Source organism: Actinosynnema mirum DSM 43827, assembly GCF_000023245.1.
In the GTDB taxonomy this organism is placed as follows: Bacteria; Actinomycetota; Actinomycetes; order Mycobacteriales; family Pseudonocardiaceae; genus Actinosynnema; species Actinosynnema mirum.
This window is the reverse complement of the sequence record NC_013093.1, coordinates 3,246,334-3,264,668: the sequence shown is the minus strand read 5'-3', so window position 1 is coordinate 3,264,668 and position 18,335 is coordinate 3,246,334. Positions and strand designations below refer to the sequence as shown.

The 18,335-nt window shown below is 74.5% G+C and carries 18 protein-coding genes; 2 read left to right on the top strand and 16 right to left on the bottom strand.

The window, feature by feature from the left end; translation table 11 throughout:
* Positions 1 to 117 precede the first annotated feature (117 nt).
* The 5 genes from AMIR_RS14180 to AMIR_RS14160 form a co-directional block, all read right to left on the bottom strand.
* Positions 118 to 993, bottom strand: a complete 876-nt coding sequence (locus AMIR_RS14180; protein ID WP_015801653.1) for a hypothetical protein — start codon at positions 991 to 993, stop codon at positions 118 to 120.
* Between the two features lie 61 nt (positions 994 to 1,054).
* On the bottom strand, positions 1,055 to 1,882 hold the full coding sequence (locus tag AMIR_RS14175; RefSeq protein WP_015801652.1) for a carbohydrate ABC transporter permease: 828 nt from the start codon (positions 1,880 to 1,882) through the stop codon (positions 1,055 to 1,057).
* A gap of 14 nt (positions 1,883 to 1,896) precedes the next feature.
* A complete protein-coding gene (locus AMIR_RS14170; RefSeq protein WP_015801651.1) occupies positions 1,897 to 2,844 on the bottom strand; it encodes a carbohydrate ABC transporter permease in 948 nt (315 codons plus the stop codon).
* Positions 2,845 to 2,851: 7 nt separating this feature from the next.
* Positions 2,852 to 4,105, bottom strand: coding sequence for an ABC transporter substrate-binding protein (locus AMIR_RS14165; RefSeq protein WP_015801650.1), 1,254 nt, complete (start codon positions 4,103 to 4,105; stop codon positions 2,852 to 2,854).
* Positions 4,106 to 4,142: 37 nt separating this feature from the next.
* Positions 4,143 to 6,032 (bottom strand): glycoside hydrolase family 127 protein, encoded by a 1,890-nt coding sequence (locus tag AMIR_RS14160; RefSeq protein WP_015801649.1) that lies wholly within the window; start codon positions 6,030 to 6,032, stop codon positions 4,143 to 4,145.
* A gap of 645 nt (positions 6,033 to 6,677) precedes the next feature.
* Between AMIR_RS14160 and AMIR_RS14155 the strand changes: the two genes are divergently transcribed.
* On the top strand, positions 6,678 to 7,712 hold the full coding sequence (locus AMIR_RS14155) for a LacI family DNA-binding transcriptional regulator (RefSeq protein ID WP_015801648.1): 1,035 nt from the start codon (positions 6,678 to 6,680) through the stop codon (positions 7,710 to 7,712).
* Here the strand turns inward: AMIR_RS14155 and AMIR_RS14150 are convergent.
* Positions 7,693 to 8,304: a TetR/AcrR family transcriptional regulator gene (locus AMIR_RS14150; protein WP_015801647.1), complete on the bottom strand. Its 612-nt coding sequence runs from the start codon at positions 8,302 to 8,304 to the stop codon at positions 7,693 to 7,695. The genes AMIR_RS14155 and AMIR_RS14150 overlap by 20 nt on opposite strands.
* Positions 8,305 to 8,460: 156 nt before the next feature.
* Here AMIR_RS14150 and AMIR_RS14145 point away from each other — a divergent pair, with 156 nt between their 5' ends.
* Positions 8,461 to 9,378, top strand: coding sequence for an NmrA family NAD(P)-binding protein (locus AMIR_RS14145; protein ID WP_015801646.1), 918 nt, complete (start codon positions 8,461 to 8,463; stop codon positions 9,376 to 9,378).
* Here the strand turns inward: AMIR_RS14145 and AMIR_RS35665 are convergent.
* The 10 genes from AMIR_RS35665 to AMIR_RS14095 form a co-directional block, all read right to left on the bottom strand.
* Complete coding sequence (locus AMIR_RS35665) at positions 9,335 to 10,126, bottom strand: phosphatase PAP2 family protein (protein ID WP_187313512.1); 792 nt, start codon at positions 10,124 to 10,126, stop codon at positions 9,335 to 9,337. The genes AMIR_RS14145 and AMIR_RS35665 overlap by 44 nt on opposite strands.
* An 86-nt stretch (positions 10,127 to 10,212) precedes the next feature.
* Complete coding sequence (locus AMIR_RS14135; RefSeq protein WP_143760726.1) at positions 10,213 to 10,449, bottom strand: acyl carrier protein; 237 nt, start codon at positions 10,447 to 10,449, stop codon at positions 10,213 to 10,215.
* Positions 10,450 to 10,506: 57 nt separating this feature from the next.
* Positions 10,507 to 11,268 (bottom strand): ABC transporter permease, encoded by a 762-nt coding sequence (locus tag AMIR_RS14130; RefSeq protein ID WP_015801644.1) that lies wholly within the window; start codon positions 11,266 to 11,268, stop codon positions 10,507 to 10,509.
* Entirely contained in the window at positions 11,258 to 12,166 is a 909-nt protein-coding gene (locus AMIR_RS14125) for an ABC transporter ATP-binding protein (RefSeq protein ID WP_015801643.1), read from the bottom strand. Before AMIR_RS14125 ends, AMIR_RS14130 begins: the two co-directional genes overlap by 11 nt.
* Positions 12,163 to 13,695, bottom strand: coding sequence for an alkaline phosphatase family protein (locus AMIR_RS14120; RefSeq protein ID WP_015801642.1), 1,533 nt, complete (start codon positions 13,693 to 13,695; stop codon positions 12,163 to 12,165). Before AMIR_RS14120 ends, AMIR_RS14125 begins: the two co-directional genes overlap by 4 nt.
* Positions 13,692 to 14,363, bottom strand: coding sequence for a histidine phosphatase family protein (locus AMIR_RS38175; RefSeq protein WP_015801641.1), 672 nt, complete (start codon positions 14,361 to 14,363; stop codon positions 13,692 to 13,694). Before AMIR_RS38175 ends, AMIR_RS14120 begins: the two co-directional genes overlap by 4 nt.
* Complete coding sequence (galE, locus tag AMIR_RS14110) at positions 14,354 to 15,352, bottom strand: UDP-glucose 4-epimerase GalE (protein WP_015801640.1); 999 nt, start codon at positions 15,350 to 15,352, stop codon at positions 14,354 to 14,356. Before galE ends, AMIR_RS38175 begins: the two co-directional genes overlap by 10 nt.
* Positions 15,337 to 16,029: a PIG-L deacetylase family protein gene (locus AMIR_RS14105; RefSeq protein ID WP_015801639.1), complete on the bottom strand. Its 693-nt coding sequence runs from the start codon at positions 16,027 to 16,029 to the stop codon at positions 15,337 to 15,339. Before AMIR_RS14105 ends, galE begins: the two co-directional genes overlap by 16 nt.
* Complete coding sequence (locus AMIR_RS14100) at positions 16,026 to 17,381, bottom strand: glycosyltransferase family 4 protein (protein ID WP_015801638.1); 1,356 nt, start codon at positions 17,379 to 17,381, stop codon at positions 16,026 to 16,028. The genes AMIR_RS14105 and AMIR_RS14100 overlap by 4 nt, the downstream gene beginning before the upstream one ends.
* Positions 17,378 to 18,334: a GNAT family N-acetyltransferase gene (locus AMIR_RS14095; RefSeq protein ID WP_015801637.1), complete on the bottom strand. Its 957-nt coding sequence runs from the start codon at positions 18,332 to 18,334 to the stop codon at positions 17,378 to 17,380. Before AMIR_RS14095 ends, AMIR_RS14100 begins: the two co-directional genes overlap by 4 nt.
* Position 18,335 lies beyond the last annotated feature (1 nt).

Below are 18,335 nucleotides of genomic sequence, written 5' to 3'. Positions count from 1 at the left end.
GCGTCCCCGTGCGCGAGCGCGCGGGGACGCCCGCCGTGGTGGGACCGCGGCGGTGGTCCTCCTTGCCTGCGGTGCGACCGCGCTCAGGCGGTCACGACGTCCTGGGGGCGCTGCGGATCAGCGGCCGTAGCGGCTCTTGAGGTGCCGCCACCAGTCGCGCAGCATCCAGGCGTCGAACTCGGTGATGCCGGACGCGGAACCGGCCTTCATGAGGAATCCCCCGACACCGCTGGGCGTCCAGTCGTAGAAGTCGTCCAACCCGAAGGTGTGGCCGATCTCGTGCAGGAGGATCGTCATGTCGTTGGCGCCCAGGCTGTTGACGAAGTACTCGCTGCCCATGCGCTGGCCCCAGTCACCGCCCGCGCCGCCGCCGAACCCGGAGGTCAGCCACAGCGACTGGTCGTAGTGCCTGGCCACCCCGCCGGGGCAGTTGCGGTACTGGCCGTCGCGGACGAAGAACCGGCCGCACGGCTCCGCGCACTGCGGCGCGTTCTCCCTGATGTTGTTGACGTAGATGTCGACGGAGTTGTCGTTCCACTGCAGGGTGTTGCGGTCGCGCACCGCCCAGCCGACGACCTTCACCGGGACCTCGGCGTAGGGCCAGTTGTTGTGCCCGACCATGAGGTCCATCCACTTGCGGTACTGCTGGATCAGCTTGGTGTGGATGCTGTCGCGCAACGAGGCCGACACCGGGGCCGAGGAGTCCCAGCGGACGCAGAAGTTCAGGTAGCCGCCGTTGGCGAACACCTGGTCCCAGCCGTAGTTGCGGAACCCGTACAGGTCGCCGTAGGTGCTCTCCTGGTGCGACCACACCTGGTTCAGCGGGGTGACCAGGTTCGACGGCGGGCTCCAGGTGGCCGGGTTGGCCGCCGCGGAGACGCCGCCTGCGCCGGGCGCCTCGGCGGCCGAGGCGGTCAGCGGGCTCACCACCCCTGTCGCCGTGACCACCCCGAGCGCCACCGCCAGGAGGGCTCTCTTCCAGGACCGCGTCATTGCGATCATTCCCTTCGTCTTCGGTGGCGGCGGATTCGCGGCGGCGGAAGCTCGTGGCGGGTCAGCCCTTCAGGGCGCCCGAGGTGAAGCCGCGCACGTAGCTGCGCTGCAGGAACGCGAACAGCAGCAGGCACGGCACGGCCATGACCACCACCCCGGCCTCCAGGGCGGCGTAGTCGACGGCGCCGTGGCTGGCGGTGCGCAGGTTGACCACGGCGAGGGTGGTGGTGAACTTGTCGGTGGAGTTGAGCAGGATCAGCGGCGCGAAGAACTCGCTCCACGAGGCCAGGAACGCGAACAGGCCCACGGTGACCAGGCCCGGTCGCACGGCGGGCAGCATGATCCGCAGCAGCGCGCCGAACGAGGTGCAGCCGTCCACGCGCGCGGACTCCTCCAGCTCGACCGGGACGGCCGCGAACGAGTTGCGCATCATGAACACCGAGAACGGCAGCTGGAACGTGGTCAGCACCAGGCTCAGCCCGAGCAGCGAGTCCTCCAGGCCCAGCCAGCCCAGCAGCACGTACAGCGCGATGAGGATGGTCGCGTACGGCACCATCAGGATCGCCAGGGTCAGCAGGAACAGCGCGTCCCTGCCGGGGAAGCGGAAGCGGCCGAACGCGTAGCCGCCGAGGGTGGACACGACGAGCGTGCCACCGACGGTGAGCGCGCTGACGACGGCGCTGTTGAGCACGTGCCGCGGTCGCACGCCGTCCTCGGAGGAGAACAGCCTGGCGTAGTTCTCCAGGCCGAACCCGGTGTCCGTGCGCACCGACGCGAAAGCGGCCCACACCAGGGGGAACAGGAACAGCACGGCCAGCGCCGCGCAGGTCAGCCAGTGCATCCCGAGCGGTCCGCGCTCGGTCTCGTCCACCACGAGGGTCTTCGCCACCGCTCTCCCCCCGCTCAGGTCGACCGGCGGCGCAGGACGCCGAGCTGGACGGCGCTCACCGCGACGAGCGCGAGGAGCAGGACGACGGAGGTGCCCGCGGCCGAGCCGAGGTCGAAGCGCACGAACGCCTCCCGGTAGATGACCATGACCACCGAGGTGGTGCTGTTGTCCGGGCCGCCCCTGGTGAGGATCCAGAACTGGTCGAACGCCAGCAGCGAGCCGGTGACCAGGATCGTGAGCACCAGCGCGATGGTGGGCCGCATGAGCGGCAGCGTGATGCCCCGGAACGCCTGCCAGCGGGTGGCCCCGTCGACGCGGGCGGCCTCGTAGACGTCGACCGGGATGGCCTGGAGCCCGGTGAGCAGGATCAGCATGGTGAACCCGGCGAAGCGCCACAGCACCAGCAGGACCGCCGAGCCGAGCGCGGACTCCGGGCTGCCGCTGGTCCACGACACGTGCCCGTCCAGCAGGCCCAGCCACGACAGCAGGTCGTCGACCGGGCCGATCTCGTCGCTGAGCAGCCCCAGGAACAGCAGGGAGGCGCTGGCGAAGCCGACGGCCATGGGCAGGTAGTAGGCGGTGCGGAAGAACCCGACGCCGCGCCTGCGCTGCTGCACCAGCAGGGCCAGGCCGAAGGCGACGACGAACAGCAGCACCGTGGTGATCACCGTGTACTTGGCGGTGAACAGGGCGGCGGTGCGCAGCAGGTCGCTGTCGACGGCGCGGGTGTAGTTGTCCGGCGCGTTCAGCGCGGGTTTCCCGAGCAGCGGCCAGCGGTGCAGTGACATCCACGCCACCAGGCCGAGCGGGACGACGAAGAACACCGCCACCACCACCGCGAGCGGTGTGGCGTAGGCGATCCCGGTGAGCGCGCGGAGCCTGCGCGCGCGGTGGCGGCGCGGTGGCGGGTCCGGTTCGCGCGCGCCCGCCACCGGGGCGGGTCGGGTGGTCGTGGCGGTCACCTCCGGCTCACCCCTGCCCCAGCGAGGCGGTGATGGCGGTGCTGCCCTCGGCGAGCGCCTTGGCCGGGTCGGGGCCGAACAGGGCGCCGCGCAGCGCGGTCAGCCAGGGGCTCTGCGGGTCGTTGAAGGAGGCGTTGAAGTTGCGCGCGTACGGCGTCCTCCCCTTGGCCACCAGGCTGTTCGCGGTGACCAGGCGCGGGTCGGCGGCGGCGTGCTCGTTGGCGGCCAGGTCGGTGCGGGTCGGCACGTTCTTGCCCTTGGCGACCACGCCCACCTGGGCCTGCTCGGTGGTGGTCCAGGCCAGGAAGTCCCAGGCCTGGTCGACGTGCTCGCTGGTGGCGCCGATGCCGAGGGCGTCACCGCCGACGAACGTGGACTCGCCGCCGTCCAGGCCGGGGATGGGCGCGAGTCCCACGTCGGCCCCGGATTCGGCGATCTCGCCCAGCCACACCGAGGCCGCCGGCCCGATGCCGACCTTGCCGGTGCGCAGCGCGCCGAGCCAGGTCGGTCCGGCCTCGTCCTTGGACGCGGGCGCGGCGACGCCCTCCTCGTAGAGCGAGCGGTAGACCTCGAAGACCTCGGCCATCTCCGGCGAGTCCAGGGTGGCCCGCTCCCCCTCGTCGTCCAGCACGTCACCACCGGAGGCCCACACCGAGGGCCAGAAGGTGAACTCGACGCAGCCGCCGCAGTTGCCGCCGAAGTAGGTGCCGCGCACGTCGCCGCCGAGCGCGTGGATCCTCCTGGCGTGGTCGGCGTACTCGCGCAGCGTGGTGGGCGGCTTCTCCGGGTCGAGCCCGGCCTTGCGGTAGAGGTCCTTGTTGTACAGCAGCACCGACAGGTCGACGGTGTGCGGCAGCGCGTAGTTGCGGTCCTCCCAGGTGCCCGCGCGCACGTGCGACGGCGCGAGGTGCTCCCGGTGCTCCAGGCCCTCGAAGCGGTCGGTGATGTCCGTCCACAGGCCCTGGGAGGCGTACTGGGGCGCGAAGACCACGTCGGCGGCGAACAGGTCCGGCAGGGCCCGCGCGCCCGCCGCCGAGGCGAGCTTGGCCGGGTACTCCTCGTTGGGGTACGCGGTGACCTCGACCTTGGTGGAGTGCGTGGCGTTGTACGCCTCGGCGTAGGCCTTGGACAGCGACTCGGTGGCCGCGCGGGTCCACAGCGTGAGCACGACGTCGCCGTCCTGCCCGGAGCCGCCGCCTGAGCAGGCCGACGCGACGAGCGCGGCGGCGAGCAGGAGGGCAGGTAATCCGGTTCTTCTCACCGATCTCTCCTTTGAGGGCGGTTCGCGGGGGAGGTCGTCAGCCTTGGGGCAGCCAGACGCGCATGGTGGACGGGCCGCCTCGGGCCCAGCGGTGGTACGGCACCAGGGTGAGCGGGGTGTGCGCGCCACCCGGTGGTTCGACGGGGGCGCCGTACGGCCACGGCCGGTCCGGCGGGGTGCCGAGGAGCGCTTGCACCACAACGCCTTCCGGTCCGTCGACCGGGCGGGAGGTGGGGTCGACGCGCAGCGGGTCCAGGTCGAGCGCGGTGGACTCCGCGCAGTAGACGACGGGTCCGCGCTCGACGGCGACGCAGCCCCGGACCGCGTCGACGCGCGGGTCGGCGGCGGTGAAGCGGGGCCGCACCGGCAGTTCCAGGCGGATCTCCTCGCCCACCACGAAGTTCCGGTGCACCACCACGTCGCCGACCGGCGCCGGGTGGCGGCCGTAGGTGGTGTGCAGCACCGCGCCCTCGGCCCAGCCGGGCACGCGCAGCGTGAGCGACCACGGGCGGTCGTCGGTCTTGGTGACGCGCACGGTGATCACGCCGTCGTCGGGGTAGCGGGTGCGCACCGCCAGCCCCACCTCGCGCCCGTCGGACAGGGTGGTGGCGAGGTCGGCGTCGGCGTACTGGTGCAGCCGCACGCCCGTGTCGTCGGCGGTCGCGGTGTAGCAGGCCAGGGACGCGAGCAGGCGGGCGAGGTTGGGCAGGCAGCAGGACACCTCGAACCAGGGCGCGCGCGGACCGCCGCCGAAGCCGAGCTGCTCGCGGTCGTCCGGCAGCTCGGCGGTGCGGGTGCGCTGGTGCAGGGTGTTGGCGTAGAAGAAGGAGCGGCCGTCGTCGCCGATCGCGGTGGCCACCACGTTGTAGAGGACGCGCTCGATCACGTCGTCGTAGCGGCCGTCGCCGGTGGCCAGCAGCAGCCGCCAGGCCAGCATGATCGTGGCGACGCCCGCGCAGGTCTCGGAGTAGGCGCGGTCGGCCGGGAGGACGAAGTCGTCGCCGAACGCCTCGTCGGTGTGCCGCGAGCCCATGCCGCCGGTCAGGTAGGTGCGGCGGGCGAGGGTGCGGTCGAACTGGGCGGCGACCGCGTCGAGCAGCGCGCGGTCGCCGGTCTCCACGGCGACGTCGACCGCGCCGCAGGCCAGGTACAGGGCGCGCACGGCGTGGCCGTGCATGACCGGGTTGTCCCTGACCGGGGTCTCGTCGCTGAAGTAGGACCAGCCGAACTGGTGCGGCGGCAGGGTTCGGCGACCGCGGCGGGCCACGAACTCGGCGGCCTGGTCGAGGTAGCGGGCCTCGCCGGTGACGCGGTGCAGCTCCACCAGCGCCATCTCGATCTCGGGGTGGCCGCACACGCCGGGGTTGGTGGCGAACTCGGCGCACACGTGGTCGGCGACGCCCCTGGCCACTCGCAGCAGCTCGTCGTCCTCCCCCGCCGTGCGGGCGCGCGCCACCGCGGCCTGGAGGAAGTGCCCGGCGCAGTACAGCTCGTGGCCCCAGGCGAGGTCGCTGTAGCGGGGGCGCTGGCCGGGGCCGCCGAACGCGGTGCCGAGGTAGCCGTCCGGGGACTGCGCGGCGGCGATCGCCGAGGTGAGCTCGGTGATCTGCTTCTCCAGCTCGGGGTTCGGCGCGCGGCCCGCCTCCCAGGACATGGCCTCCAGGAGCTTGTGCACCTCGGAGTCGGAGAACTCGCGCCCCCTGCGGTCGGGCGAGCGGGTGGCGGCGGTGAGGTTGCCGGTCCAGCCGAGGCGGTCCATCCAGGCGCGGGCGTGCGGCAGGGTGGCCTCCGCGTTGACCCGCTGGCGCGTTCCCCAGAAGCCGCCCGCGAGCCGCACCTCCGCGAGCCCGAGCGGTCGCAGCGCGCCGCGCGAGGGCACGACGGGTCGACCTCCGACCACGGTGGTGTCCGGCGACGTGAGGGTCATCGGGTTCCTCCCGCTGGGCCCGCGCGGACCGGCGGGTCCGGTCCTGCGCACCTCACGCACTCTCGCAGCCGAAAACCTTTTCGGCAATGCGCCCGCTGCGCGGTCGGCGGATTGTCAGGGGGTGCGCGTCGAACGCCCGACGCTGTTCGAATCGATTGTTCGACAGGGGTTTCCGGGAACGGGGCGGATCGCTTCCCCGGCGGCGCGGGGCGTCCCGCTGATCGACCCGCGTCGCGCGGACCTGCGGCGCGACCGCCGTCCGGTTCCGGGATCGGGTGCGGGAAAAGGAATTGCGGGCGCTCGCCGTTCCGCTCGGGAAGGGCGCTCGGGCGGGCTCCCCGACTCGGCGGCGCGGCGATTCCCGAAGTGCCGGGGACTTCCGGGAACGGTGATTCCGGTGGGAGCGTTGTCGTTCCGATCGGCGCTGGTCGTCCGGCGCGGCGGGGACGGCGCCCCGGTTTTCCCGGTCCGCCACCGCCACGCGACCGCACCGGTTCGGAGTTCGGGAAACCGGGGGGTCGCGGGGCAGTTGCGGATCGGGGGGAACCCGACGGGCCCGCGCGCTGTCGGACTCCCGGCAAGGGTTTCAGGGGGCGGGTTTCGGCCCGTGCGGGTGCGGGGGCTGGCGATTTCGGAGGCTGGCGAATGGGCAGACGGCGGTCTGGGGCGACGACGCTCAACGACGTGGCGCGGTTGGCGGGCGTGTCGGTGTCGACCGCGTCGAAGGCGATCAACGGGCGCGCCGAGGTCGCGCCCTCCACCCGCGAGCGGGTGCTGCGGGCGGCGGCGGAGCTGTCGTTCCAGCCGAACGCGCTCGCGCGGGGGCTGATCTCGGGGCGCACCAGGACGATCGGGCTGCTGACCGACGAGCTCGGCGGGCGGTTCGCGATCCCCATCCTGCTGGGGGTGGAGAACGCGCTGGCCGACGAGCAGATGTCGGTGCTGCTGTGCGACGCGCGCGGCGACGCGGCGCGGAGGCGGCACTACATCAGCACGCTGCTGGCCCGGCAGGTCGAGGGGTTCATCGTGCTGGGCGACGACAACGACGTGCGGGCGTCGCTGGCCGGGGAGATCCCGGTGCCGGTGGTGTACGTGTACGGCGAGTCCGACTCGCCGGAGGACCTGTCCGTGCTGGCCGACGACGAGGGCGGGGCGCGGCTGGTCGTCGAGCACCTGGTGACGGCGGGGCGCACGCGCATCGGGCACATCACCGGGCCGCGCACCTACCGCGCGGCGCGCGACCGGGCGCACGGGCTGCGGCAGGCGCTGACCGACCGGGGGCTGCCGCAGTCCGGTGGGGCGACGATGCACGGCGACTGGTCGCAGCGCTGGGGCAGGCAGGCGGCGCGGCTGCTGCTGGAGCGCGCGCCGGACACCGACGCGGTGTTCTGCGGCAACGACCAGATCGCGGTGGGCGTGGCCGACGCGCTGCACGAGCTGGGGCACCGGGTGCCGGGGGACGTGGCGGTGGTGGGGTACGACAACTGGGAGGAGTTCGCCACCGACTGCCGGCCGCCGCTGACCACGGTGGACCTGGACCTGGAGCACATGGGCACGGTCGCGGCGCGCCTGCTGTTCCGGGCGCTGGACGGCACGCGGCCGAGCGGGGTGGTGCGGCACCCGTGCAGGCTCGTGGTGCGCGAGTCGACGACGGGGACGATCACGCTCCCCGAGGGCTGATCCCGGCGACCGCGAGGTCGAGCAGCCGCACCGCCGAGGCCGCCGGGTCGGGGTGGTGCTCGGTGGCGAGGGCGATGCCGGTGACCAGGTCGAGCAGGTCGGCCGAGGTGGTGCCGGGCGTGAGCGAGTCGGCGGCGCGGGCGACCAGGGTGGCGCCCGCGCCGAGCAGCCGGTCGGACGCGCAGGTCTCGCGCAGCACCTCGAAGTCGGCGGGGCTGTGCCGCAGGAGGGCGGCGGACAGGCCGCGGACGCGGGCGGCGTAGGCGGTCAGCTCGCCGAGCCACTCCAGCAGGGCGGCGCGCGGGTCGGCGGCGTCGGCGCGCTCGTGGGCGTGCGCGCACAGCTCGGCGACCTGGTCGTCGAACACCGCTTCGAGCAGGGCGCGACGGGTGGGGAAGTGCCTGCGCGCGGTGGCCGACCCGACCCCGGCGACCCGCGCGATCTGCTCCAACGACGCCCCGGCCCCGTTGACGGCGATCTCCCGCTCGGCGACGGCGAGGAGGCGGGCGCGGTTGCGCTGGGCGTCGACGCGGCGGGCGGGGGTGGACGGGGCGGGGTCGCCGGCGTTCCCGGCGCCCGAGGACGGGGCCACCGTCCCCTCCGCAGTCGCCCGTCGACCGTCTGCGGGTTGTGCTGGCACGTGCTCTCACCTCGAAGGCTTGGCTAAGTGGCGGGGTCCGCCGTATCTTACCGAACCATAAACGGCGGGGGCCGCCGTTTCGCTTCCAGTCCCCACAGGGAGAGCACCATGAACACCCGTGCACCCGTCCTGGTCGTCGGCGCCACCGGTAGGCAGGGCGGGGCCACCGCCCGCGCGCTGCTCGCCTCGGGCGTTCCGGTCCGCGCGCTCGTCCGCGATCCCGGCTCCGAGCGGGCGCGCGCCGTCGCCGCCCTGGGGGCCGACCTGGTCCAGGGCGATCTGACCGACCGCGACTCGCTCACCGCCGCCGCGCGCGGCGCCCGCGCCGTGTTCTCCATCCAGATGCCCGAGGTGAAGGGCGACGCGTTCGACCACCCCGGCGAGGTCGTCCAGGCCGAGAACCTGATCTCCGCCGCGCTCGCCGAGGGCGTCGGGCAGTTCGTGCACACCTCCACCTCGGGCGCGGGCCAGCACACCTCGACGCCCGGTTGGGCCGAGGGCCGGTGGGCCGCGCTGGCGCCCTACTACGCCGCGAAGACCGCCATCCAGGACCGGGTGCGGGCGGCGGGCTTCCCCCGGTGGACGCTGGTCAAGCCCGCGTTCTTCATGGAGAACTTCCTGCCCTCGCTGGCCTACCTGCTCCCGCGCGGCGTCGACGGCGGCATCGTGACCGTGTTCCGGCCCGAGACCAGGTTGTCCCTGGTCGCGGTCGTGGACATCGGCGCGGCGGCGGCAGCGGCGTTCGCCGACCCCGACCGGTTCCACGAGGTCGAGCTGGAGCTCGCGGGCGACGTGCGCTCGCTGACCGAGATCGCCGCGACCATGTCCGACGCGCTCGGCGTCGAGCTGACCGCGCCCGACCTCACCGAGGAGCAGGCGCTCGCCGCCGGGATGCCGCCGTGGGCGGGCGTCTCCCACCGGTTCGTGGAGCTCGCCGGACAACCGGCCAGGCCGGAGCTGGCCCGCGCGCTGGACGTCCCGCTCACGTCCTTCGCGCAGTGGGCCCGCGAGAACCTGCGCCCGTGACCACCAGCGCGCGCACCCCGACCCACGCCCAGACCGCCCCGAACGCCTGACCGACCAGCACGTCGGTCAGGTAGTGAGCGCCCAGGGCGACCCGCGAGAACGACACCGCCTCCGCGAGCACCAGGGCGAGCACGACGGCGAGCGCTGGGACCGACGCGGCGGGACGTGCGGCAGGACGTGCGGCGGGACGTGCGGCAGCGGCACACCCGGCAGGGGCGAGGCCGCCAACCGGACGTGCGGCAGCGACGACTCCGGCACCGGGAAGCACGGCAGCAGCGCGGCCCCCAGCGGGCAGCGCCCCACCAGGGAACCCCCTGGCAGGAACCACCCCAGCCGGGAGCACCCCGGGTGGAAACACCGCAGCCGGGAGCACCGCGACAGGCAGCACCGCAGCGGGCAGCACCAGGGCGACGAGCAGCAGGCCCGTCGTCGCGCTGACCGCGTGCGCGCTGGGGAAGCTGAACCCCGTCTGCGCGGCGGCCACGCACCCGAAACCGGGCCGTGGTCTGGTGACCACGTCCTTGAGCGCACCGCACGCGAGCGAGGCGAGCCAGGGCACGGCGAGCAGCACAAGCCCGGCGGACGACCGCCCCAGCAGTAAAGCACAGCAGCACGACAGAACCGCCAGTCCCGTGACCGGCGCGGGGTTACCCAGCGCGCTGATCACCCGGAAGAGCGAGTCCAGCGCCGCGTCACCGGCTCGGGACGCGCAGATCCGCTCGCTCAGCCCCGCGTCCCACGGCGCCACGACCCCGACCCCCAGGAGGTGCCCACCACCCCACAGCAGCGGTACCGCCCCGGAAGCGGCCCACCCGGTTCCGGGGCGCGCGCCCCTCACCCCGCCTGGAGCACCGCGAGCAGGTCGCGCGGCGTGCTGATGCCGGTCAACCGGTCGTTCGGCACCCGGACGCCCGTCTCCGACTCCAGCCTGCTGATCACCTCGACCTGCGACAGCGAGTCCATGTGCAGGTCCGCCAGCGGCGTGTCCATGCCCACCCCGTCCGGCGGCCCCTCCCCCATGACCTCCACGACCGCCTCCCGGAACATCTCCGCGAACCGCTCCTCCGTCACCACACCGCACCTCCACCGCACTCACCACCACCCCGGCCCCGAGCGGGCGCCGGGCAGCTAGGCGTCGCGCCAGCGCACGTGCCGCCGCGTCAGCAGCCAGACCAGGACCGCGAACCCCACGAGCACCCCGACGTCGACCAGCGCCCCGGCCCCGACCGGCCCGAGCAGGCTGTGCCGCAGCAGGGACGAGGCGTACGTCGCCGGGTTCAGCCGCCCCACCAGCACCAGCCAGTCCGGCAGCAGTTCGGGCGGGATGGTGACCGGGCCGAGCGCGACCAGCACCAGCGTCACCGCCAGGCTCACCGACGACGCCTCCTCCAGCGCCCGCGACCGGCTGCCGATCCACGCCCCGAGCCCCGCGAACGGCAGCACCGCCAGCACCGCGGCCGGGACCACCAGCGGCGACACCGACAACCGCACGTCCAGCACCAGCACCCCCAGCACGGCCGTGAGCACCAGCGCGGGCAGCGCCAGCAGCCCGAACGCCGCCACCGAGGCCAGCACCAGCGCCTCCCGCCGCACCGGCAGCGACGCGTAGAAGTCGAACGCCCCGGTGTGCCGCAGGAACGCGAAGTTCGCCGCCACCTTGTTCTGCGTCTCGAACAGCAGCGCCATCGTCATGCTCCCGGTGAGCACGTACCCGGTCGCGACCTCCCCGCTTCCCCTGGCGAACGTGCCCAGCGCGCCCAGGGTGACCACGGGCGCGAGCATCCCGGTGAGCACCATCTGCGGCCACGACCAGCGCCAGTTGGACAGCTGGACGCGGAACAGGTCCCAGGTGCTCCGCGGGAATCCCGGCGGGCTCGGCTCAGCGGACATGGTCCAGGTACACGTCTTCCAAGGTCGCGGACTGCAGTCGGAACTCCAGGACGCTCTCCGGCGCGAGGTCCGCGGTGAGGCGGGCGACGTCGGCGGCGGCCACGTGCGCGGTGACGCGGTCGCGGTGCCTGCTCTCCACCACGACGTAGTCCGGCAGCGCCCTGCCGCCCTCCTCGCGGAAGGTCACGTCGAGCCGGAAGCTGCCCGCCACGCGGCTCTTCAGCTCGCCGGGCCTGCCGAGCGCGACCATCCGGCCGCCGCTCATGATCCCGACCCGCTCGATCACCTGCTCGGCCTCCAGCGCGTTGTGCGTGATCAGCACGATCGTCCGGCCGCGCTCCCGGTTGGCCTCGCGCAGCAGCGCCCACACCTGCCGCCTGCGCGCGGGGTCCAGCTCGTTGGTGGGCTCGTCCAGGATGAGCACCGGCGGGTCGGTCACCAGCGCCACGGCCAGCTGGAGCAGCCGCCGCTCGCCGCCGGAGAGCTGGCGGGCGACCTTGTCCCGCAGGGGGACGAGCTCCAGCCGCTCCACGAGCTCGTCGCGCTGCCGCCTGGCCTCGCGGGTGGGCGTCCCGCGCAGGTGGGCGGTGTAGTAGACCGCCTCGGCGACGGTGAGGTTGTTGAGGGCGAACGCGCTCTGCGGCATGTACCCGAGCCGGGCGCTGGTGAACGCGTGGTTGCCCGGCACCGGGCGGCCGAGGAACCGGACGGTGCCGGAGTCGCTGCGCAGCAGGCCGACCATCTGCTTGATCAGGGTGCTCTTGCCCGCGCCGTTGCTGCCGAGCAGGCCGAAGAACTCGCCTCGGGCGACGGTGAGCGAGATCCGGTCGTTGACGGGGGTTTCCTTGCCCTTGAAGGACTTCGTGACCTCGTGCAGCTCGTACGCCGGGTCGCTCACGTGGGATCGCCTCCCCGGCGGGCGCACCAGATCGCCCGGACCACCGAGGCCGCGTCGACCAGGTGCTCGGGCGGGGCGAGGCCAGCCGCGCCGGGGCCGGACATGCGGAAGAACCCGCTCATGGCCGGGTCGGTGGGCAGGTGGCCGTGCGAGGCGGAGCGCACCGCCCCGGTCGCGGGCCCGTCCCCGTACTGGAACTCGGTGTGCGCGCCGCAGGTGACGACGAGGTGGCCGATGCGTGGTCCGCCGACCGGGAGCCGCCACGCGCGCAGGGCGTCCGCGTCGAGCACCCCCACGCCCAGCTCGGCCAGCCCCGAGGTGATCGCGGCCAGCTCGCCGGGTTGGGGCGGGGCGTCGCCGTAGAGGAACGCGCAGTTGCTGTCGCCCTGGAACACCAGGCGGTCGGCCAGTCCCAGCGCGTCCAGGACGGCGTTGGGGCGCAGGTGGGTCTCGACCCAGTCGATGCCGTGGTCGGAGAAGAAGACGAGGTCGGCGTCGGGCCCGACCGCCTCGGCGATCAGCCGCGCCCCGGCGTCGATCTGGTGGTAGGCGTCGGTGATCTGCCCGCGTGCCGACGACCTCGTCGCCGGATCTGCCCTGGTGGCGTGCCAGCCGAGGAACTCCTGGGCGTGGTCGGCCTGGTTGAACCGGACCAGCAGGACGTCGGGGTCGTGCCGCTCCAGCACCTCCAGCGCGGCGCGGGCGACCCAGTCGGCGCGCGGGGACTCGTGGAAGTCGTGGTCCGGGTTGGCGGGGTAGGAGACGTCGAGCGACGCGGGGCCGGGACCGCCGAGGACGCCGGGGGCGAGCCCGCCGAACGGCAGCACGAGCACGCAGGTGCCCACGGCCAGCTCGACGCGGTCGCTCTCGGCGCGCACCGGGGTGAGCGCGAAGGACAGGCGCCCCAACGGGTTCGTGGTGTCGAGCCGCCCGGTGGCTCCGACGTCCAGCCGCAGCGCGGGGCCGTGCGCGGCGCTCACCCGGAACCGGTCGCCCTCCGCGCGCACGTCCAGGCGCAGCGGGTGCTGGAAGTACGTGGTGCCCGTGCTCCCGGCGCGGACGCCGTCGGCGGAGGTGGTCAGCGGGACGACGAGCCGCCGCGCGGGCGCGTAGAGGCAGTGCAGCGCCGGGATTCCCGGTTCGGAGCGGCTGAAGGTCTGCGGGAAGTGCACCGCCGCGACGGAGGCCCCGCGCTCGGCGAACCAGTCCAGCAGCGACCCGGTCAGCAGCGAGGTCCGCTCGTACGGGTGCAGCGTCTCGACCGGGTCGGCGCGCCGCCGCAGCACCTCGGCGACCGGTTCGCCGGACCAGAACCGGTTGCCCACCACGCCGTGCCGCTCGGGGTGCGCGCCGGTCAGGAACGAGGCGTGCGCGGGCGCGGTGGACGACGGGAAGACCGACGTGAGCGGCGTGGCCGGGGTCGCCGCGCGGGTGGGGGACCAGCGGCCGGGGTCGAACAGCCCGTGCTCGCGCACCACCGGGGCCACCCCGCCGTCGACGCAGCACACCACCAACCTGGGCCGGTTCACCGGATCGCCCCCCACTCGTCGGGAATCGGTTGCAGCGCCTGGATCTCCGCCACCAGCCGCAGCGCCTCGGCCGGTGGTTCCGCGACCCCGAGGTGCTCGGGCGGATGCCCGGCCAGGCCGAAGCGCGACGCCGCGTCCAGGTGCGGGGTGCTGTTGTGCCGGTGCAGCAACCAGGTCCCCGCAGGTGATCCGGGCCGGTGCTCCCAGTGCGTGAGGCCGGTGTGCGCCACCGCCAGCTCGACCCGGCGACCGCCGGTCAGCAGCTCGTGGACCGCGTCGAAGACCCCGCTGTGCGTCACCAGCACGACCCGCCGCTCCGGCGCGGGGGCAAGGCACAGCTCGCCCACCAGCGCGGCGACCCGCTCCAGGAACGCCGACCAGTCCTCCTCCCCCGCGACGACCGCGCCCGGTCGCCGTTCACGGGGCGGTGGCGCGGACGTGGCGGCGATCTCGTCCAGCCGCCGGTCCACCACCGCCGGAACCCCGAGCAGTCCGGCGACGATCTCCGCCGTCGCGCTCGCGCGGGCAAGCGCCCCGGTGCGCACCTCGGTGACGTGCGCGCGCCGCAGCCAGGCCCCGGCGAGGGCCGCCTGGCGACGGCCGTCCGCGGTCAGCTCCCGCTCCCCGCGACGGGTGTCGGCGCCGTGGCGCAGCAGGGTCAGGTGCACGCCGGTCGGCCCAGGGTCTCGGGGTGGGCGTGGTGCCAGCGCCAGGCCGAGCCGACGATGTCGTCGAGCCCGTGCCGGGGCGCCCAGTCGAACACCCGCCCGGCCAGCCCGCTGTCCGCCCACGACACCGAGGGGTCGCCCTCCCGGCGCGGCCCCACCTGCACCGGCACCTCGCACCCGGCCGCGCGCCCCAGCGCCCGCACCACCTCCCGCACGCTCGTGGGCACGCCCTGACCGAGGTTGTAGGTGCCGGACACGTCCTCTGCGGACAGTGCGTCGAGCACGTCCACGTGTCCCCGCGCCAGGTCCTCGACGTGCACGTAGTCGCGCAGGGCCGTGCCGTCGCGGGTCGGGTAGTCGTCGCCGAAGACGTTCAGGCACGGCTCCAGCCCGAGCGCCGCGCGCACCGCGAGCGGCACCACCTGCCTGACCACCGGAGGCAGGTGCTCGCCGAGCGAGCCGTCGAGCGCCGCGCCCGCCGCGTTGAAGTAGCGCAGGTTCGCGTAGCGCACGCCCCCGGCCCGCGCGCACCGCTCGACCAGCCGCTCGGAGATCAGCTTGGACTCGCCGTACGGGCTGACCGGCCGGGCGGGCGCCCGCTCGTCGACCGGGCACACCTGGGGCGTGCCGTACACCGCGCACGACGAGGACAGCACGAAGTACCGGGCGCCGTGGCCGGTCGCGGCCCTGAGCAGGTTCGCCGTGCCGGTGACGTTGACGTCCAGGTACAGCTCCGGCCGGGCGACGGACTCCTGCGGCGACTTCAGCGCCGCGAAGTGGATGACCGCGTCGGGCTCGAAACCGGCGGCCACCCGCGTCACGGCGGGCTCGTCGCGCACGTCCACGACCTCGACCCGTTGGCCGGGGACGGCGTCGCGCCGCCCGGTGCTCAGGTTGTCCAGCACCAGCACCTCGTGTCCGCGCGCGAGCAGCCCGCGCACCGTGAAGGACCCGATGTAGCCGGCCCCGCCACTCACCAGGACGCGCAAGCCCCGTCACCTCCCCGCAGCTCCCGCGCCAGCGCGAAGGCCTCCGCGCCCGCGACCCCGACCTGCGCGCCCCGGTACGCGGCCAGCGCGCGCACCGCGTGCGCCGAGCGCGGGTGCGGCGCGTCGAACACCTCGTAGCTGTACGCCGACAGGGCGCGGCACTTGCGCTCCACGTGCCCGCTGACGTCGTAGAAGACCGTGGGCAGGTAGGGGATGGCGGCCGGGGTCTGCTGCTCGGTGGAGGACAGCACCTCGTAGTGCAGCACCTGCCGCACCGGCCCGCCGCCGAGCACGCGCGTGGCGTACGTGGTGGAGCGCGCCACCACCCGGTGGTCGACGTGGACGTCGCCGGGGTGGTGGGTGAACACCAGTTCCGGCTCCACCTCGCGGATCGCGCCGGTGACCGCGTCGACCACCGACCGCTGCGGCCCGTCGCCGAGCATCCCGCCCTCCAGGGCGAACCCGCCGAACCTCAGCTCCGCGACGCCCAGCTCGGCGGCGGCGGTCCGGCACGTCTCGCGCGCCCGCGCCAGGTCGACGTCCTTGTGCCGCAACGACACGCCCTCGGCCAGGATCAGCGCGCACACGTGGTGCCCGCGCTCGGCGAGGGCCGCCATGGTCGCGCCCGCGCCCAGCACCTCGTCGTCGGGGTGGGCGGCGATGACGAGCGCCCTCATGCGGTCGCGACCAGCGCTGCGGCGGTGTCGGCGCGGCGCAGCGCGCCCATCCGGTAGAGCTGGTCGACCAGCGCGCGCCGGGGGTGCGACCCGGTTCCGAGCAGCAGCGCCGGATCACCGGCCCGCACCGCCTGCGCGACGTCGGCGTGGGTGGCGGCGTCCAGCTCGGCGAGGTAGGAGGTGCGCGGCACGAACACGAACCCCGTGTCCGCCTCGCGCCGCAACCGCACCTCGTCCCAGGACAGCTCGCCCAGCAACCGGTCCACGTCGCCCCGCTCGGCGAGCAGCAGGTCCAGCCGCCACAGCAGGTGCTCGACGCGCCGGTCGAGCCGGTGCCCCTCCTCGATCGCCGCCCTGGCGCCCCGGCCGAGCAGTTCGCGCAGCCGCTCGGAGGACGCCAGGCGGGTCAGCGCGTCGCGCAGCCCGTCGTCGTCGGCGAAGAGCAGGCCGCTGCACGAGTCGGTGACGAACTCCGGGATGCCGCCGATCGCGGGGGCGACCACCGGCAGCCCGGCGGCCATGGACTCCTTGAGCGCCAGCGGTCCCGTCTCCGGGACGGTGCTGGCGAGCACGGCGGCGTCGGCGGCGGCGAGGACCGGCAGGACGTCGTCGTGGTGGCCGAGGAACCGGACCCGGTCGGCGATCCCGGCGCTCGCGGCGAGCGCTTCCAGCTCGGCGCGCTGCTCGCCCTCGCCCACGAGGAGCAGCACCGGCGCAGGGTCGACGGCCACGAGGGCGAACGCCCTGAGCAGCCGGTCGATCCCCTTCTCCCAGGAGAGCCGTGCGAGCACGGCGAAAGCGCACTGCCCCGGCGCGATGCCGAGGTCGGCGCGCAGCCGGTCGCGGTCCAGCGCGGCGACGGCGTCGGCGAGCCCCGCCCTGACCCCGCTGAGCAGCACCAGCAGCCTCGGGTCGCGCGCGGCCACGAGGTCGCCGAACTGGGTCCGCGCCTGCTCCCACGAGGTGGCGACGACCAGCCCGGCGCGGTCCAGCAGCCAGCGCGTGCCCTCCCCCTGCTCCAGCGGGAACGCCGAGTGCCGGAACAGCACCAGCGCGCTGGGCCACCCGTCCTCGCGCAGCAGCCCGCGGACGACGGCCGCGTCGTGCCTGCCGGTCGCGCAGACCACGTCCGGCGCTCCGACGCGCTCGCGCAGCACGGCGGCGGCCTCCTCCGGGTGGTCGCGGAACACCGGCGCCGCAACGGGTTCCGGCCAGGCGTCCAGCGCGCGGCCACCGCGCTCGGCGGCCAGCACGACGTCGTGGCCCGCGGCGCGCAACCCGGCCGCCACGTCGAGCGTGTACCGGTGCTTGCCGCCCCAAGCCTGGTCCGAGACGGTGACGAGAACCCTCATCGGTCGCGAATCCCCTTCCCGAAGACGCCGGGGCACGACCCCGGCACGGTCCAGGCGGCGTCGACGGCGCGCAGCGCCACCAGCCTCCTGCTCACCCCGCCCAGCACGACGTGGTCGAAGCCGTGCGCGCGGGCCTCGGACAGGCAGGACGACAGCAGGGTCGCCGCGATCCCGTTGTCCCGCCCCCGGATCTCCTCGCTGAGCGCGATGGAGGACAGCATCCCGGCGCGCACGGTGTTGTAGGCGATGAACCCGAGCAGGCACCGCCTGGGGTCCTCGGCGAACCCCCTCGGCCTGGCCACGACCACCGCCGAGACCGGGTCGTGCGCGAACGCGCGGGCGAACTCAGCCGCCCAGCCCCGGCCGAAGACGTCCTTGATCCAGTCGACCACCAGCAGCTGCTCGGCGGCCTCGGGCCTGCGCACCAGCACCGGGGCTCCGTCCAGCTCCAGCTCGACCACCGGGCGCGGCAGCGGCCAGTCCCGCAGGTCCACCAGCACGTCGCCCCACTCCTGCCCCGGCACGTCCCGCTCGGCGGGCGGCGAGCCCACGTCGCCGGGGATGGCCCAGCTCGTCGCGCGCAGCGCTTCGCCCGCGTGGTCCGCGACGCCGGCGGGCGCGAACCCGTAGGCGTGTCCGAGCCAGCGCAACCGCCACAGCGCGCCGTGCAGCAGCGCCCCGGCCAGGTCGGCGCGGTCGGCGAGCACCGGGGCGCGCAGCAGCGGGCCGACCTCACCGGGCGCGGTGAGGTTGACGCCCACGCAGCCCACCGGTTCGCCGTTCTCTTTGGCCAGCAGCAGGTGCGCGGCGGGCGCGGGCCACGGTGGCTCGCCGTCCGCGCCCCACTCGTCCCACAGCGCGCGCAGCACGAGCGGTGAGACGGGGCGCAGGTCCCCGGCGTCGGGCGGCTCCGCCGGGAGGTCGTACAGGCGGAAGAGGGTCAGCGCGGGCACC

Bases quoted from the DNA above. Each gene is read 5' to 3' on its own strand.
- AMIR_RS14180 (WP_015801653.1), bottom strand. From the start codon at position 993: ATGACGCGGTCCTGGAAGAGAGCCCTCCTGGCGGTGGCGCTCGGGGTG.
- AMIR_RS14160 (WP_015801649.1), bottom strand. From the start codon at position 6,032: ATGACCCTCACGTCGCCGGACACCACCGTGGTCGGAGGTCGACCCGTC.
- AMIR_RS14155 (WP_015801648.1), top strand. From the start codon at position 6,678: ATGGGCAGACGGCGGTCTGGGGCGACGACGCTCAACGACGTGGCGCGG.
- AMIR_RS14145 (WP_015801646.1), top strand. From the start codon at position 8,461: ATGAACACCCGTGCACCCGTCCTGGTCGTCGGCGCCACCGGTAGGCAG.
- AMIR_RS14130 (WP_015801644.1), bottom strand. From the start codon at position 11,268: ATGTCCGCTGAGCCGAGCCCGCCGGGATTCCCGCGGAGCACCTGGGAC.
- AMIR_RS14105 (WP_015801639.1), bottom strand. From the start codon at position 16,029: ATGAGGGCGCTCGTCATCGCCGCCCACCCCGACGACGAGGTGCTGGGC.
- AMIR_RS14100 (WP_015801638.1), bottom strand. From the start codon at position 17,381: ATGAGGGTTCTCGTCACCGTCTCGGACCAGGCTTGGGGCGGCAAGCAC.